The 15,917-nt window shown below is 71.4% G+C and carries 15 protein-coding genes and 1 pseudogene; 11 read left to right on the top strand and 5 right to left on the bottom strand.

Annotation, left to right across the window (positions count from 1 at the left end):
* Window positions 1-339 precede the first annotated feature (339 nt).
* Window positions 340-582, top strand: a pseudogene (locus ACWDRB_RS59655) (SDR family oxidoreductase); the annotation flags it as partial.
* A 183-nt stretch (window positions 583-765) separates the two neighbouring features.
* Here the strand turns inward: ACWDRB_RS59655 and ACWDRB_RS59650 are convergent.
* Complete coding sequence (locus ACWDRB_RS59650; RefSeq protein ID WP_449910515.1) at window positions 766-1,416, bottom strand: NAD(P)-dependent oxidoreductase; 651 nt, start codon at window positions 1,414-1,416, stop codon at window positions 766-768.
* 45 nt (window positions 1,417-1,461) lie between these two features.
* Window positions 1,462-2,103, bottom strand: coding sequence for a DsbA family protein (locus ACWDRB_RS59645; RefSeq protein ID WP_449910513.1), 642 nt, complete (start codon window positions 2,101-2,103; stop codon window positions 1,462-1,464).
* 139 nt (window positions 2,104-2,242) lie between these two features.
* Between ACWDRB_RS59645 and ACWDRB_RS59640 the strand changes: the two genes are divergently transcribed.
* From ACWDRB_RS59640 to ACWDRB_RS59625, 4 genes are all read left to right on the top strand, one after another.
* Complete coding sequence (locus ACWDRB_RS59640) at window positions 2,243-3,160, top strand: helix-turn-helix domain-containing protein (RefSeq protein ID WP_449910512.1); 918 nt, start codon at window positions 2,243-2,245, stop codon at window positions 3,158-3,160.
* A gap of 188 nt (window positions 3,161-3,348) precedes the next feature.
* Complete coding sequence (locus ACWDRB_RS59635; RefSeq protein WP_449910511.1) at window positions 3,349-3,936, top strand: HD domain-containing protein; 588 nt, start codon at window positions 3,349-3,351, stop codon at window positions 3,934-3,936.
* Between the two features lie 286 nt (window positions 3,937-4,222).
* Window positions 4,223-4,768: a hypothetical protein gene (locus ACWDRB_RS59630; protein WP_449910509.1), complete on the top strand. Its 546-nt coding sequence runs from the start codon at window positions 4,223-4,225 to the stop codon at window positions 4,766-4,768.
* A gap of 435 nt (window positions 4,769-5,203) precedes the next feature.
* On the top strand, window positions 5,204-6,442 hold the full coding sequence (locus ACWDRB_RS59625) for a sensor histidine kinase (RefSeq protein WP_449910507.1): 1,239 nt from the start codon (window positions 5,204-5,206) through the stop codon (window positions 6,440-6,442).
* A gap of 93 nt (window positions 6,443-6,535) precedes the next feature.
* Here ACWDRB_RS59625 and ACWDRB_RS59620 read toward each other — a convergent pair whose 3' ends face one another.
* Complete coding sequence (locus tag ACWDRB_RS59620; protein ID WP_449910505.1) at window positions 6,536-7,099, bottom strand: TetR/AcrR family transcriptional regulator; 564 nt, start codon at window positions 7,097-7,099, stop codon at window positions 6,536-6,538.
* Window positions 7,100-7,168: 69 nt separating this feature from the next.
* On the opposite strand from ACWDRB_RS59620, the gene ACWDRB_RS59615 reads away from it, so the two are divergent.
* Window positions 7,169-7,957: an ABC transporter ATP-binding protein gene (locus tag ACWDRB_RS59615; protein ID WP_449910503.1), complete on the top strand. Its 789-nt coding sequence runs from the start codon at window positions 7,169-7,171 to the stop codon at window positions 7,955-7,957.
* A gap of 11 nt (window positions 7,958-7,968) precedes the next feature.
* Window positions 7,969-9,279 carry an FtsX-like permease family protein gene (locus tag ACWDRB_RS59610; protein ID WP_449910501.1) on the top strand — a complete coding sequence of 437 codons (1,311 nt, stop codon included), beginning with the start codon at window positions 7,969-7,971 and terminating at the stop codon, window positions 9,277-9,279.
* Here ACWDRB_RS59610 and ACWDRB_RS59605 read toward each other — a convergent pair.
* A complete protein-coding gene (locus ACWDRB_RS59605; protein ID WP_449910499.1) occupies window positions 9,263-12,454 on the bottom strand; it encodes an ATP-binding protein in 3,192 nt (1,063 codons plus the stop codon). The genes ACWDRB_RS59610 and ACWDRB_RS59605 overlap by 17 nt on opposite strands.
* A gap of 173 nt (window positions 12,455-12,627) precedes the next feature.
* On the opposite strand from ACWDRB_RS59605, the gene ACWDRB_RS59600 reads away from it, so the two are divergent.
* From ACWDRB_RS59600 to mltG, 4 genes are all read left to right on the top strand, one after another.
* Window positions 12,628-13,116 (top strand): hypothetical protein, encoded by a 489-nt coding sequence (locus ACWDRB_RS59600; RefSeq protein ID WP_397374459.1) that lies wholly within the window; start codon window positions 12,628-12,630, stop codon window positions 13,114-13,116.
* 89 nt (window positions 13,117-13,205) lie between these two features.
* Window positions 13,206-13,337 (top strand): hypothetical protein, encoded by a 132-nt coding sequence (locus ACWDRB_RS59595; protein ID WP_449910497.1) that lies wholly within the window; start codon window positions 13,206-13,208, stop codon window positions 13,335-13,337.
* A 559-nt stretch (window positions 13,338-13,896) separates the two neighbouring features.
* Complete coding sequence (locus ACWDRB_RS59590) at window positions 13,897-14,409, top strand: SigE family RNA polymerase sigma factor (protein ID WP_449910495.1); 513 nt, start codon at window positions 13,897-13,899, stop codon at window positions 14,407-14,409.
* Window positions 14,406-15,338 (top strand): endolytic transglycosylase MltG, encoded by a 933-nt coding sequence (mltG, locus tag ACWDRB_RS59585; RefSeq protein ID WP_449910493.1) that lies wholly within the window; start codon window positions 14,406-14,408, stop codon window positions 15,336-15,338. Before ACWDRB_RS59590 ends, mltG begins: the two co-directional genes overlap by 4 nt.
* A gap of 14 nt (window positions 15,339-15,352) precedes the next feature.
* Here the strand turns inward: mltG and ACWDRB_RS59580 are convergent, their stop codons facing one another.
* Window positions 15,353-15,895, bottom strand: coding sequence for a hypothetical protein (locus tag ACWDRB_RS59580; protein ID WP_449910491.1), 543 nt, complete (start codon window positions 15,893-15,895; stop codon window positions 15,353-15,355).
* Between the last annotated feature and the right edge of the window lie 22 nt (window positions 15,896-15,917).

The raw sequence follows: 15,917 nt of genomic DNA, 5'->3' as shown, positions 1-15,917 counted from the left end.
AGGCCCGCCGCCGCAAGGAGGCCCGGGTATCCAGTCGGGAAAGGCCGCGCACTCACGGGTCGGCTGCAGGGCGACGGCGAGCGGGTACGGGTGGAGACCGGCCCGGCGCCGGTGACGCCTGATCTGCGAAAAGGAACCGTTCTACGCCCTCGCGAAGGGGCAGGTCACCGTCGATGACGCGGTGGTCTCGGGACGACCTGTCGTGGAGGGCGAGCCTTATCCCGCTCGGCAGTTCTTCGAGCTGTTCCGCCTGCCCGACGGACATCGCACGACCGCTCTCCGAGCCCGTGCGGCGCCCGCGCAAAGGACTCGGCACGTCTCCAGAAACGGAAAACCGTCATGGAACGCAATCTTCTGGTGATCGGGGCGACCGGAAAGACCGGTCGCCACACCGCCGAACTGCTGCTTCAGCGCGGCCACCACGTCCGCGCGCTCGTCCGCCGGGTCGATGAGCGCTCCGAGAGGCTCGCCGGGCTCGGGGCGCAGATCGTGGAAGGCGACGTCCTCGACCTCAACTCCTTGGCGGAGGCGACGAAAGGGATCGATGCCCTGTACTTCACCTACCCGATCCTTCCCGGCCTGATGGACGCCACGGCGAACGTGCACACGGCGGTTGGGCCGCCGCGGGGAACTTCGCGGCAACGGAAGCATCGGCGATGTCGTCCGGGCGGGCATCCCTCACCGATCGTTGTGCGTAGTTCCCCGCGTTGCCGGGCCGGAGGCCGCAAGAGCCATGGCGGGCCGAAAAGGCTGTGCGCCTGTCGGTCAGTAACCGACGGTGAAGCGCTGCCCACGGTGCCTGGGCTGCTCGATCTCGTCGAGGAGGGCGACCGCGTAGTCCTCCACGGTGATGGTGCTGTTGCCGTCGTCGTCGGTGATGAGGTCCTCCAGGGCGGTGCGGTAGCTGCCGGTGCGGGCGCCGGGCTCGATCATGGCCGCGGGGCTGATGCTGGTCCAGTCGACGTCGGTGACGGTCCGGTAGTAGTCGAGGGCGTCGCCGTGGGCGTGCATGATCTGCAGCAGGAAGTCGGGCAGGCCCGGGGCGTCCCACACCTGCTTGCCGTCGGGGGTGCGCAGGGACCCGGCGCCGCCGACGGTGATCAGGCGGGGTGCCTGCCCGCCGAGGGTCCGCAGTCCTTCGGTGAGGGCGACGGCGGCAGGCTTGATGGTGGCGATGTGGCCGGGGCCGTCACCGCCGCCGACAGCGCTGACGACGACGTCGCCGCCCTTCGCGGCGGCGGCGACCGACTGGGCGTCGAGGACGTCGCCGGTGGTGACGGTCAGGTTCGCATGGTGTTCGGTGACCTTGGCGGGGTCGCGGACGACGGCGGTGACGGTGTGGCCGCGGTCGAGGGCCTCGCGGACGATGGCGGAGCCGATGGTGCCGTTGGCGCCGAAGACAGCGATGTTCGTCATGGCAGTGCTTTCCTTTGTGATCTGTTGTGGTGGTTCGGGGGGTGGTCAGGCGGAGGTGGGGGCTATGTGCCGGTCGAGGGCCTCGGTGAGCTGGAGGGCGCTGGAGATCGGCCCGCCGAGCCGGTGGATGCCGGTGGGGGTATGCAGGAGCAGGGTCGGGTAGGCGTCGACGCCGAGCCGGCGCAGTTCCCGGAAGCCGTCTTCGGCTTCGGTGCGGGTGGCCGGGTCGAGGATGGCTTCGGCGACGGCGTCGGCGTCGAGGCCGTGCCCGGCGGCGATGGACCGGTACACGTCGAGGTCGGAGAGGCTGTGGCCGTCCACGCACCAGGCGCGCTGGAGGGCGCTCGCCAGTTCCAGGACGCGTCCGGGAGCCTGGCGGCTCAACGCGACCAGGCCGACGGCGGCGTCGGTGGAGTCCAGCACCAGGGTCCCCTTGGCCAGGGCGTGCTTGTAGCCCTCCCCGAAGGTGACCCCGGTGGCGGCGGCGATGCGCCGGCTGGCGGCCGGGATGTGCGGGTACGCCGCCACGGGCAGGGCGCGCGGGCCCGAGAAGAGGCCCCCGGACAACACCCGCAGATCGATACGGTCCGCGTTGCCGTCGGCGAACTGCCGCAGCGCCGGGCCCAAGCCGTAGCACCACCCGCAGTAGGCGTCGAACGCGTACGTCAGACGGATACGGTCTGTCATTCGGGCCTCCTGACATTGGTAGAAGTCAGTCATCGATAACGGCCGGGAGCTGCGACGTCCTTGCCGCCGCATATGCTCTCGACTGAGTTCAAACATAGGAGCCGCGAAAGGTTCCGCCCAGGTACGGTGAGGTCTCGTCGTGGTGAAAAACGGACAGGAAGCGATCCCGGAGATCCAGTACGTCCCGCCGGCGGCCGGCGCGGTCGGTGTCGAAGTGATGCCGATCGCCGAGCTGCGCCGCCGCCTGCATCGCCACGGCGGGACGGAAGGCGCTTGGGACGCCGAGGGAGCCGGCCGCGCACAGCGCCCGGACTTCCACCTGCTCCTCACGGTGGAACAGGGGCTGCTGTGGCACATGATCGACTTCGCCGACTACGCCGCCACCGACAGCACCTGGCTGTGGGTCCGCCCCGGCCAGGTACAGCGCTTCGGCGACCTCAGCGCGGCGACCGGCACCGTGGTGCTGTTCCAGCCCGACTTCCTCGACCCCGCCACCGCCGCCGACGTCCGCCTCGACGACCCCTTCGGACGCACCCTGTGGCAGATCACCGCAGAGGACGCCCCCGCCCTGCACCGGGCCCTCGACCACCTCGCCCACGAATACGGCACCACCCACATGCCGGCCCCCACCCGCTCTGCCATCCTCCAGCGGCTGCTCGCCGTGCTCCTGCTGCGCCTGACCCACTTGACCGCACCCGTGGGCACCCTGCCCGCCGAGCACGCGGAGACCTTCCAGCGCTTCCGCGCCGCCGTCGAAACCGGCTTCACCCAGGCCCGCGACGTCGGACACTACGCACGCGCCCTCGGATACTCGCCGCGCACCCTGACCCGGGCCGCGCTCGCCGCGGCCGGCGTCGGCGCCAAGGAGTTCATCGACCGTCGCGTCGTGCTGGAGGCCAAACGCCTCCTCGCCCACGGCGAAGAACCCGTCGCGGGCATCGGGGCCCGTCTCGGCTTCCTCGACGCCAGCAACTTCGTCAAGTACTTCGTCCAGCGCACCGGCACCACCCCGGCCACCTTCCGTAGCCGGTACCACCCGGCCCGGGCCGCCCGCTGAAGCCGCCAGACATACCTCCAAGCGGTGCCGTCCACCAAGAACGAGGCGCGGTGCGCTCCCTGGGCGCGATCAATCACGCAGCACACCGGGCAGGACGAGGACCGTCACCTGGTGTCATGACCCGATCCTGGCGATGCATGGCACTCGGGCCTCTTCTCGTTCTTGCTCCGCCCTCATACGTTCGGCGCATGAACGACATATTCGCCCTGCCCACGGGGCCGCTGGCCGATGTGGGCCTCGCCCTCGTACAGAAGACGGAGAGCGCGCCGATCGCCGACCACAGCATCCGCAGCTTCCTGTTCGCCCGCCTGTTGGCCGAGCAGGAAGGCTGCCTGAACGATGCGGCTTACGACGAGAACCTGCTCTTCGCCGCCTGCGTGATGCACGATCTGGGGCTGGGCACCCTCGCGGCCGGCCAGGCCCGGTTCGAAGTGGAAGGCGCCGATCTGGCGGCATCCGTGCTGACCGAGCACGGCATCGCCGCGGCGGACGTCGACCGGGTGTGGGAAGCGATCGCCCTGCACTCCTCCCTGGGCATTGCCGACCGGCGCGGACTGCTGACCTACCTGACGCACAAGGGTGTCTTCTCCGACGCCGGCGTCTTCACCGACCTCGGCGCCGCGATGCTCCAGCAGGTCTACGCCACATACCCCCGACCCGCCGACGACCGCTCTGTCCCGGACGCGATCGTCGAGCATGCCTCCCGATCCCGGGCCGCGGCACCGCCGTACTCGATCGCAGCCGAGTTGCTGCGCCAGCGGCAGGCCGGAGCGTGACCTCTGAGAGCCCGCATATGACCTGTTGACCGTGCGGTTCCGGGCAAAGCCGGCTTGACGTTGGAGATCACCGCGCGCCGCCCCGTCGCAGGCACCAGCTCGGAATTCCGATGTTCGTACGGTGCATCGTTTGCCGTACAGCGTATCGCTTCCTTCACCCGGTGGTGTGAATGGGTTCCCTCGTACGAGGGAGGCGCGCCATCGGCCCTTGACGGGAGCCTTGCGGTGTCACGGATGTTCGACGTCGGGAGGGCGTGTGGCTGCTTCGCCGCGGGTTCGGAGGGCGGTGTATCTGCTGTTGTGCGGGCTCCTGCCGTGGGCGGGGGTGAAGACGGTGTGGACTCTTGGCGGTGATGCCCTTGGAGTGAGCGGGGAGGCCTGGCTGCGGGGGGTCGAGAGCGATGGGGGTGCCGTCTATCAGGCGCTGGCGGCCGTTGGCATTGACCTGACGGTGCTGGCGGCGCTGCTTGGCGTGTTTCTCGCTCTTGGGCTGGTGCATCGATGGGGAATGGTCTTTCCGAGGTGGACCCTGTTTCTCGCCGGGCGGCGGGTGCCCGCCTTCCTGCCCCTGGTCCCGGCCTGGGGGGTGGGGCTGTTCCTCGGCGTGTACGGGGTTGTGCTGCTGGCCCTGGCGCCGCTCAGCGTCGTCGGGGTGATTCCGCGGTTCGCGCCACCGGCGCCCTTCAGCAGCAGCGGGGACGTGACGTGGATGATCTTGTTTGGCGGGCTGGCCTTCGGAGGGCTCGGGGGTGCTCTCGTCGTGGGAGCGTGGTCCTACGGACGGCGCGTGTCTGCGGCGAAGCGGGCCGCCGTGGGACCGGACGTGCCCTGAGGCTGCCCCGCCGCAGCTCCCGTCCCGGTCCGCCGCGCCACGCCCGGCGAAGACGTGCCCGCCGTCCGGCGTACGCCCATGAAACGGCTGCCGTCGATCGGCGGCGGGTCGAGCACGGCGGGCTCGTTTCATCGCGGGACTCGGCGGTGCAGGGCGGTCCTGCTCGGCGTCGTGATGGTCATCACCGGCGCCAGCCGGCGGCGTAGGAAGCGGCGGGCGGCGGGGAATGCCCATGAGCAGGCCGTGCCCATCCGCGGAGACTTGGCCGAGGCTTTCCCCCAGCATTGTCCTGATCCAGGACTGTTTCACTACTTTGGGGGTGTGGGCAGCTATTTGTCGAAATTGCGCCCGCGGTCGATTCGCGGGCGGCTCACGATCTTGAGCGTCGTCTGCACGCTGCTGGTCCTCATACCCATTGCCCTGATGATGAGCAAGATGATCTCAGAGGCGATCGCCGATGTGGCATGGCAGGACACGCAGCAACAGGCGGTGCTGGCGGCGGCCGCCGTACGCGCGGGTGTCCTGCCTCGCACGGTCAAGCCGTCGGTGCCCGGGGTCGATCTGTTGCAGGTCGTGAGTCCCAGCGGGCATGTGCTCGCGGCGTCCCCGACGGCCAGCGGCGAGCCGATGGCGAAGCTGGTGCCCTCTTCCGGCGGTTCGATGGAGAACAGCCAGACCTGCGCCAACCCCGCGCCAGGCTGCCTGCGCATCACCGCGCTCCGGGTGGACGGGCCCGGGTCCCCGATCGTCTACGCCGCCCGGCGCACCACGACGCTGACGTCCACCACGTTCGTCAACTCCATCGTGGCGGCGCAGGCCGCCATCCTGGTCGCCGGCGTCGGGTGGATCGCATGGGAGGTCACCGGGCGCATCCTGCGACCCGTGGAGGCCGTCCGGTCCCAGCTCGCCACGATCACCCTCAACCATCTGAGCGACCGCATCACCGAGCCGGAAGGCGACGACGAGATCGCCAAGCTGATCCATACGCTCAATCAGACGCTGCTGCGGCTGGAGCGGGCCACCTACGAACAGCGGCGGTTCGTGGCCGACGCCTCGCACGAGCTGCGCACCCCGCTGGCCGGGCTGCGCGTCAAGCTGGAGGAGGCCCAGATACATCCGCAGGGCCGGGATGTGGATGGGCTGCTCACCGAGACCTTGGGCGACGTCGACCGGCTGCAGGCGATCATGGGGGATCTGCTCATGCTCGCCGGGCTCGGATCCAGCACATCCGCGGCGCGCGAGAAGGTGGACCTGGGGGACCTGACCCGTACGGAACTGGGCCGGCGCGCCGATCGGATCCCGGTCCGGGCGAGCCTGGCGGAAGGTGTCACGGTGCAGGGGGTGTCCAGCCAGCTCACCCGCGTGCTGACGAACCTGCTGGACAACGCCCAGCGGCATGCCCGCGAAAAGATCGAGGTCGAGGTGCACCGCGATGGGGGGCAGGCCATCATGGCGGTCGGCGACGACGGCCCGGGCATCCCCGAGGAAGATCGCGAGCGGGTCTTCGAACGGTTCACCCGGCTGGACACGGCCCGCAGCCGCGGACATGGCGGCACCGGCCTGGGCCTGGCGATCGTCTCCGACGTCGTACGCTCCCACTCGGGAACCATCGCCGTCCTGGACTCCGCCTACGGCGGCGCCTGCTTCGAGGTGCGCCTTCCCCTTGCGCCTTAGTGCCGCCTTCCGCAAAGGGCATGGACCAACCGTCGGCGCAGGTCACCCCTCGGCGGACGTCCCCAGCCGAGGGGTGGCAGCGCAGGGGTGGTGTCACCCGCGACGGCCGGAGCTGAAGCCGGCGGCGGCGAACTGCTCTGCCGTCGGCGCGCGTTCAGGGTCGGTGAGCCATTGCGAGGCGAGCCCGACGAGCAGGGCGAGGTAGTGTGATCCGGCCGCCTGGACCTCCCCCGGATCGCTGTCCGGCCCGAGTCCGGCGAACGCCCGCGCCAGCGATGCCCGCGCGAGCTCCTGACCGCCGGCGATCATCCCCCGGATCTCTTCGTCCTGCCGCGCGGACGCCACGGATTCGAAGTTGACGAACCACAGCGATCGGTTGGCCTGGATCGAGTCGATGATCCGTCCCCACAGGGCTTCCTGATCGCCGGACCGCGTCCCGGCGGGTTCTTCGAGCACGGCGAACAGCAGCTCACCCCACTCCGTGTTGAGATCGCGCAGGGCCCGCGTGAGCAGTCGCTCCTTGGACCCGAAGTGGTAGTTGATCGACGCCTGGTTCGCCCCTGACGCCGCGACCAGGTCTCGCACGGTGGTGTGCGCGTACCCCTTGGTCAGCAGGCAGTCGCGCGCCGCCAGCAGCAGCTTGTCCTTCGCACTCACATGCCCTACGGTATCAAATAAACGTTCGTTTAAGATGCTCGTTTAAAACAATCATTTAGAGAGGTTTCCATGACCCCATACGCCACCGCCGCGCCCGCGCCACCCGTGCTGCGCATCCGCGGTCTACGCTGCGAGTACCCAGGAGAGGCCGGGCCGGTCCATGCCCTGCGCGGCGTCGATCTCGATGTCGCCCGGTCCTCCTTCATCGCGATCATGGGACCGTCGGGTTCCGGCAAGACCACGCTCATGCACTGCGCCGCCGGGCTGCAGCAGCCGACGTCCGGCTCCATCGAGCTCGACGGGCAGGACCTTCGCTCTCTCGATCAGACCCGACTCACGCAGTTGCGCCGGCGCCGCGTCGGATTCGTCTTCCAGTCGTTCAACCTTCTGCCCGCGCTCTCGGCCGTCGACAATGTCGAGCTCCCCCTGCGCCTGGACTCGCGGGAGACCACCCCGGCGCGCACGACCGACCTGCTCGCCCGCGTGGGGCTCGGCAACCGGGGCAACCACCGCCCTCACCAGCTGTCCGGCGGTCAGAAGCAACGCGTCGCGGTCGCGCGAGCGTTGATCACCGACCCCGACGTCGTCTTCGCCGACGAGCCCACGGGCGCCCTCGACATCCGCAGCGCCAGGGACGTCCTGCGGTTGATGCGCGAGCTCGCGGACCGCGGCCAGACGATCATCATGGTCACGCATGATCCGGTCGCCGCCTCCTATTCCGACGCCGTCCTCTTCCTCGCCGACGGCCGGATCGTCGATCACCTCCCGCGGCCCACCGCGCAGCAGGTCGCCGGCAGAATGGCCGTTCTGGTCGAATCGGCCGAGCAGGCCGCCAACGACGCGGCGGCGAGCCGATGATCAAAATAGCCATGCGCTCCTTCGCGCATCACCGCGCCACCGGGATCGCCACCGGCCTGGTCGCGCTCGTCGGCACGATCCTGGTCACGGGCATGATGAGCCTGCTCGGCACCGGGCTGGCCCGGAGCACGGCCGCCGCCGACCGCGCGTTCCTGGTGCAGTTCCCGCTCATCATGGGCGGCTGGGCGGTCGCGATCGTCCTGTTCGCCATGGTCTCGACGATCAGCGTCGCGCTCGGCGGCCGGGCCGGGGAGATCGCGGGCATCCGTCTCATCGGCGCCAGTCCTCGGCAGGTACAGCAGTTGCTCGCCATCGAGACGGCGGCCGTCTCGGCCGTCGTGGCGCTCCCGGGCCTGGCCGGCGGCTACCTCGTCGGCTGGATCGTCATGCGGAGCATCCATGCCGCCGGGCTCACCGACGCGGCCTCGGTCTTCGCGCCCGGCGTGCTCCTCCCGGTCCTCGGCATGCTCGTCGTGCCGGCCGCGAGCGTGCTCGCCGCGTGGATGGGCAGCCGCACCCTCGCTCACCGCAGCCCGGTGGCCGACGCGTCCCCGCCCCCGCGCCGTCGTACCGTACGGCGTCCGGAACGGCGGCGCCGTGTCGCCGCGACGATCATCATCGCCGCCGGCCTGGCCTCATCGGCCGCCGTACTCGCCATGGACCCGGCCGACGTGCTCACCACCGCGATGACCGGACCCGGCTGCGTACTCGTCGCCGCCGGCCTGTGCATTCTCGCCCCGGAGCTCGTCGTCACGGCGAACGCCACGCTCAGCGCCTTCCGCCGGGCACAGACCACCGCCCCGTCCCGCCTGGCCGCGATCAACCTCGCCGTGGCCCCGGACCGGGTACGGCCGACCGTGACGTTCCTGACCCTCTTCGTCGGCGTCGCCGCGGGCACGCTCAGCATGCAGGGCATCGAGAACGGCTCCGGCACGGCGAACGGCACCGCTCAGGTCCTCGCCTCGATCAACTACTTCGTCGTCGCCCTGATCGCGGCGTTCATGGCCATCGCCCTCACCAACAACCTCGTCGCCTCCATCACCCGGCGCCGCTCCGAATTCGCGGCCATGTCCCTGATCGGCGCGACCGGCACCCAAACACAGCGCATGCTGGTACGCGAGATCGGCACGGCCACCGCCATCAGCACCGTCGCCGGAAGCGTGGGTGCCTTCGTCACGGTCCTGCCCTTCGCCGTCGTCAAAACAGGCAACCCCCTGCAGGCCGCGGCACCCCTCCCCTACGCCGTCACGATCGTGGTCGGGATCGGCGTCACCCTGGGCGTCACGTCCGTCGTCGGAAGGCGCGTCATCCGCGCGGCGTGAGACCGTAACGGGCCGGGGAGCGCTCGGTCAGCTCCTGCGCCCTGCGGTGATCGTACGGTGCGCAGAGCCGTTCGGCCGTCCTCATGGCCTGTTCCGCCGCTTTTCTCGCGGCCTTCCGCCGTCCCCCGTGGGCCAGGACGAGGGCGCGGGCCCAGCCGATGCGGGCCGCGGCGCCGGGGTGGCGGGACTGGAACCCGGCCAGGTGCCGGTCGAGCCGACGCGCCGTGGCGGCGTCCGGGGGCAGGGACACGAGCAGTTCGGCCAGGCCGGACCAGCATTCCAGCATGCCGCGCCGGCCCGCCGGCAGGCGGGCGGCCAGCTCCAGCACCGTGGTCAGCGCCTGCCCCGGGCCGATCCGCCCGAGGCGGGCCGTGGCCGTGAGCAGGCGCATCTCCTGGATGACCGGCATGACCGTGCCGTCACGCAGGCCGAGTCGCTGCTCGTGGGAGCGGCGGCGGTCGGTCGACGCGCGGGCCGCCGCCAGCACCTGCCCGATCCGCTCCGCACTCGTCCCGTCGAGGCGCAGCAGCGCCTCGGCCTGGCCGATCAGGCACCAGTGGCGGCCGATGTCGTCGCCGCCCACCCGCCTGGCCGCCTGCTCCGCCGTGGCGGCGAACAGCTCCGCCGCCTGCTCGAAGTCGCCGCGCCACAGGGCCGTCTCGGCGAGCATCCCGGCGCAGTTCTCCGCCACCCGGGGGTCGACCGTCCTGGCCCGGCACTCGGTGAACGACGCGCACGCCGCCTCGAAGTCCCCGGCCGCGAGCAGATCCAGGCCCCTGGCCAGGCGGGCGCGGCTCGCGGGCTCCGTCGGGTGGTCGATGTCGCTCAGCGATCGATCGGCGAGGGCGCCGTAGCGGGCGGCCAGGCGATGTCGTCCGGCGACGCGGGCGATGGTGGCGAAGTTCGCGTACGCCTCCGCGCGCAGGGCCGCGTCCGGCGTCCGGTCGGCGGCGTTGAGCTGGCGTAACGAGGCGGCCAGCATGGTGAGCAGGTCCTGCTGGTGGTAGGCCAGCCGCGCCAGGAACGTCAGCGCCTGCGCCGCCTCGGCCTGCGCCGAAGCCCCTGAGCGACGGATCGGCAGGACGCGGTGGAGGACCTGGCGGGCGGCGGCCGCCAGGACGGCGGCGGCGAGGCCGGGGCGGGACGTCGGGAGCGGCTCCCCTATCGTGTCGAGCGCCGCCCTGGCCAGGCGGGTGGACTCGCGCTCCCTGGCCAGCTGGTGCTCGCTGACGCCCGCCATCCGCAACCACCGCGCCCGAAGGTAAGGGGCCTCGCGCGTACGGGCGAGGTGCCGCAGGACGACGGCGCCGGACTCCTCGTACAGACGCAGGCGCAGGCACAACACCCAGTAGCGGTCGAGGAAGCCGGGCCTGCCGGACACCGCCCAGGCCAGCCGGATGTTGTCCAGCTCCACGCCCAGCACGCGGGTGACCTCGGCGTCGGAGGCGTCCTGGAGGGCGGCGGCGTGCCGGTCGAGCAGGCGGGTGAAGTGGGCGGCGTGCCGTTCCCGCACCGCGCGGCGCTCCCGGGGGTTCAGGTGTCCGGCGGCGAATTGCCGGATGACGGGGTGCAGGACGTAGCGGCCGGACGGGGTGAGCTGGATCATGCTGTGATCCACCAGGTGGACCAGGACGCGCGGCGTGGTCCCGGCCACCTCCAGCGCGGCCCGGAGCGTGCAGCCGCCGCTGAACACCGACAACGCCGCCAGCGCCGCTCGCCCGGCCGGGTCGAGCAGCCGCCAGGAGGTCTCGAAGACCGTACGCATGCAGGCGTGCCGCGACCGGGCGGCGGGCCCGTCGGCGGACAGCAGGCCGGCGTCCACGCCGAGCCGCTGGGCCAGCTCCGTGAGCGGCACCGCGCGCAGCAGGCCGGCCGCCAGCTCGATGGCCAGGGGCAGGCCGCCGATGGCGGCGCAGATCTCGGCGACCGGGACGGCGTGCGGGCCGGGGTCGAAGGCCGGTTGCGCCCGTACGGCCCTGGACGCGAACAACGCTTCAGCCTCCGGGCCCGGCAGGCCCGCCACCTCGAACGTCACCTGTCCGGGCACGTCCAGGCGGCGTCTGCTGGTCGCGAGGATCCGCACCCCCGGAGCGGTGCGCATGATGCGGGCGATGACCGGGTCGATGGCCGGCAGGTGTTCGAGGTTGTCCAGTACGAGGAGCTGCTCGCGGCCGGACAGGGCGGCCAGCAGCAGGTCAAGGGCGGGGCGCTGCGGGGAGAGGTCCACGCCGAGACGCCGGGCGAGCGTCGTGACGGCCGCCTCCGGGCCCACCCCGGCGAACGACACGAACGCGCACGACGACGTGGCGGCGGCGATGGCCAGGCGGGTCTTGCCGACGCCGCCGGGGCCGAGCAGGGTCACGAGACGTTCGCGGGCCAGCAGCGCGCGCAGTTCGCGGATCTCCGTCTCCCGGCCGAACAGGTCGGTGCGGGGCACGGGCGGCGCGGCGCGGACCTGCCGGTCGACGGGCGCCGCCTGCAGCGCTCGTACGGGGGTGACGAGCTGCCGGCGGACGGCCTCCGTCTCCGGCGCGGGCTCCACCCCCAGCTCGTCGGCCAGGCGCCGCCGCAGGTCGTCGTAGCAGGCCAGCGCCGCGCCCCGGTTCCCGCCCCGGGCCAGCGCCGTGATCAGCAGCCGGTGCGCCTCCTCGTCGTACGGATCCAGCCCGGCCACCAGCCGCGCCAGCCGTACGAACTGGTCGGGCGGCGCGGAGCCGGCCCGCAGCAGGAGTTCGCGCAGCAGGAGCCGGGTCCGCCCGCGCTCGGACTCCAGCCAGCCGCCGAAGGCCGGGGCGTCGCAGAACCACACGCCGTCCATGAAGTCGCCGCGCCACAAGCGCAGCGCCTCGGCCACGGTCGGCGTCTGGGCCAGGCGCCCGTGGTCGACGAAGCAGCCGTCGCCGGCGCGGAAGCGTACGTGGTCGCGGGTGATGTCCAGCCACCCGCCCACCTCCTTGCGCAGCTCCGACAGCGCCAGGCGCAGGCTGCCCCGGGCGTTGGCGTCGGGCCGCTCGCCCCACAACAACGCGGCCAGCTCCGAGCGCGGTCGCGGTCCCGGCGTGGCGGCGAGGTAGCAGAGCAGGGCGCGCGTCTTGGCGGCGCGGATGTCCACCGGCCGCCCCGCGACGGCCAGCTCCGGCGGACCGAGCAGCAGCAGCGTCAGCGACTCTCCCATAGAAGCAGCACAGTAGGCGCGCCCCGGCCGCGCGGCTGTGCCAAAAGGCGCATATGGAACGTGCTCTCCATCACTGACCTGGGCTCTCACGATCCGCTCACGCTGCCGGCCCCACTCTGATGACGCGTTTCGCGACAGCAGCGGAGCACACATCACACCGTAGGAGAAACAGGATGCGCACTCAGAAACTGATCCCCGCGCTCGCCCTGACGGCGACCCTGGCCGTGCCGGCGGCGCTGGCCGTCGCACCGCCCGCCGGCGCGACGGCCAGGGCCGCGACCTGCCGGGTGGAACTGGACTACATCGACTCGAACAATGTGGACGAGTCCGACAACGTGGACGAGATCCGGATCAACCTGGGCGGGATCATGTATCCCGCCGGCAACAACTGGGTCAACATGTGGGCCGGCTCCCGTGCCTACACCGCTTCCTTCGGGAGCCCGAGCGCCACGATCAGCTCCTCCGGCTCGGCGCTCTACAGCCTGCGCGAGGTCACCCCGCCGTGGGTCTCCGGCGGCACCACCCTCGGCACGATCACCGCGCAGGGCTCGGTCTGCGCCACGCTCTCCACGGGGCAGTCGGTCGGCCTGGTGAAGACCATCACCGGCACCGACGACACCTACTACTCCTACTACATCAGGCTCGTGATGACCGGCCTCTAGCCTCCCACCGGTGACGGGCCAGGCGTGAACGTGACTGGTCGTACCGGCAGATACATAGTGATCCGCTGTCGACGGTCAGGAGCTTCACCGTGCGTAAAGGAGCCAGAGCGGCCGGGGTGTTACTGCTGACCGCGGCCGCGCTCGCCGCCTCACCCACCGCCACCGCGCAGGCGACGAGGTCATGTTCCACACCCGCCGGGACGCGGGCCGGTTACGCGTGATCCCCGGCGACGCGCTCCCGCGTGCTCAGGGCCGGACGTCTCGACGAGCGACTGTTCGACGTGACGACGCTGATCGACTACGGATACGACGACCGCCGCGGACGGCACCGTGCGGCTGCCGGTCTCCGCGGTGACGTTCACCCCTGCGCTGGACGCGGAGAACGCCGCGCCCGCGGGCCGGCTCTTCACGGTGCCGTTCTCCGTGCGCCCGCAGCCGGGCGGCTCGGGGGGACGCCCGCGGGAGACGACCGTCGAGGTGTCCTACGATGACGGCGCCATCTGGGCGAAGGCGGAGGTGAGAGGCTCACGGGTGGTGCTGCGGCATCCCGTGGGCGACGGGTTCGTGCCACTGCGAGCCAGGTCCGGCGACACGGCGGGGAATGCGGTGGAGCAGACGGTGATCAGGGCTTACCGGATCGTCGCGACGGGCTCAGCCCGTAGGGACCACGTTCAGAGCTCGCCACCCCGACGCCATCGGGGTGGCGAGAAACCTGGGCCGTACCGGCATAGATCGACGTGCCGCTCGCGTCCTTGCCCGTGAACGTCGCGAGGAGGACGGGTGGATCCAGGATTTGAGGCGGACTTCCGAAAGTTCGTCGTCGACCGATCAGGGGCGTTGTTCCGCACCGCTTACCTGCTGACCGGTGACCGGCACGCCGCCGAGGATCTGGTGCAGTCGGCCCTGGTCAAGACGGCCGGGAAATGGCGCAGTCTGCGCGATCCGGCCGCCATCGAGGGATATGTCCGCCGTGCCATGTACCACGAACAGGTGAGCTGGTGGCGGCGGCGGTCACGCGTCGCGGAGGTGTCCACCGGACGGCCGCCCGAGCGGATCGACGCCGGGCACGCCGACGTCGCGGACCTTCGCCTGGTGATGCGCGCGGCCCTGGCCCGGCTCACCCCCCGGCAGCGGACCATGCTCGTGCTCCGCTACTTCGAGGACCTCTCCGAGACCGAGATCGCGCGCCTGCTCGGCGTCCGCGTGGGGTCGGTACGCAGCCAGATCTACCGCTCGCTGGAACGCCTGAAGAAGACGGCACCTGAGCTGACCACCGTGAGGGAGTTCGGATGAACATCGAGAACCTGCTGCGCGAAACCCTCTCCGACATGGCCGACGAAGAGCGGCCGCCCGCGCCGGAGCGGTTCCTGCGGCCCCGCGAGCGCCGCCCCCGTCGCCGCGGCCTCGCATTGGCGGCGGCGACGGCCGTCGCCGCGCTGGCGGCGGGATCCACCCTCGTGGTCCAGCAGCTGTCGGCGCGGGCCCCCGGTGACGACGTGCCGCGCCCGGCCGTCTCGATCCAGGCGGGGGTCACCGTCAACGTGGCGGCGGGGATGCGGCTCTCGCAGCTGTTCAAGCAGCTGTCGCAGCTCACCGGCAGGCCGGTGGCGGAGTTCGAGCGGGCCGTCGAGGACGGTACGGCGCTCGGCCTGCCGTCCTATGCCGGGCGGACGCTCGAAGGGTTCGCCTTCCCCGGCACCTACGAGTTCTCCCCTGCCGCGGGCCCGGCCGAGATCCTGCGGCCGATGGTGGCCCGGTTCGAGGAGGCCGCGGAGGCCGCCGACCTGGTCGACGGCGCCAGGCGGGCCGGCAGGACGCCGCTGGAGATCGTGACCATCGCCGGCATCGTCCAGGCCGAGGCGGGCAGGGACGAGGACATGCCCAAGATCGCCCGGGTCATCCACAACCGGCTGGACCGGAAAATGCTCCTGCAGATCGACAGCACGGTCCTGTACGGCCTGAACAAGTACGGCCCCGAGGCGACGCTCAAGGATGTCCGGAGCTCGTCGCCGTACAACACCTACCGGCGTCCGGGCCTGCCGCCCGGCCCCATCGGCAACCCCGGGACCGAGGCCATCAAAGCCGCGCTGCACCCGGCCCGCGGCTCCTGGCTCTATTTCGTGGCGATCGACCCGAAGAGTCGCATCCTGAAGTTCGCCACCACCGAATCGGAGTACGCCGCACTGGTCGAAGAGCGCCGCAAAAATCTCAAGGGCAGCTGACCGGCCCGCCGTCGTCACCCCGGCGACGACGGCGGGCCGGTCGTCGCGGGGTCGAAAAGGTCGGGATTGAAGGTTTCCCGGATGAAGAGCGCCGGCTGAGCGCTGTCGGGGTCGATGATGAGGTACCACCTGGAGACGGCGGCGCGTCCGGGGCCCCACGAGTCCAGTCCGAGTCCCAGCGGATGGCGCTCATGCGGCTGGGGCAGGTGCCGTCCCAGCGGAGCGGCGCACGAGCGCAGCAGGTGCTCGGCCCAGGGCAGCCGGCCGAGCGGGGCCAGGACGAGGTTGCGGGAGACCTGGTGGCGCGCGACGGCGAGCGTGGTGCGGCGGACCAGGACGGGAGCCGCGGCGGGCAGGCCGAGCGGCGCGGCGGCCTCGGGGCAGGTCCGGTCCACGGCCGCGCGGGACACCTCCACGGTGTGGACGTCCACGCGCTCGTCCAGGAGGCGTTCGAGCTGGCAGGTGGTGCTGCCGGTGTGGGAGAGGAGGGCCTGGGTCCGGGGGTCGGTGAAGATCTCGACGCCGAGGGACTGCGGCGTGATCGTTCGGGGCATCATGGGGAACCTCGCAGGGACGAAC

The sequence above is a fragment of the Nonomuraea sp. NPDC003707 genome (genome assembly GCF_053587055.1).
This window is presented reverse-complemented; position numbering and strand designations above follow the sequence as displayed.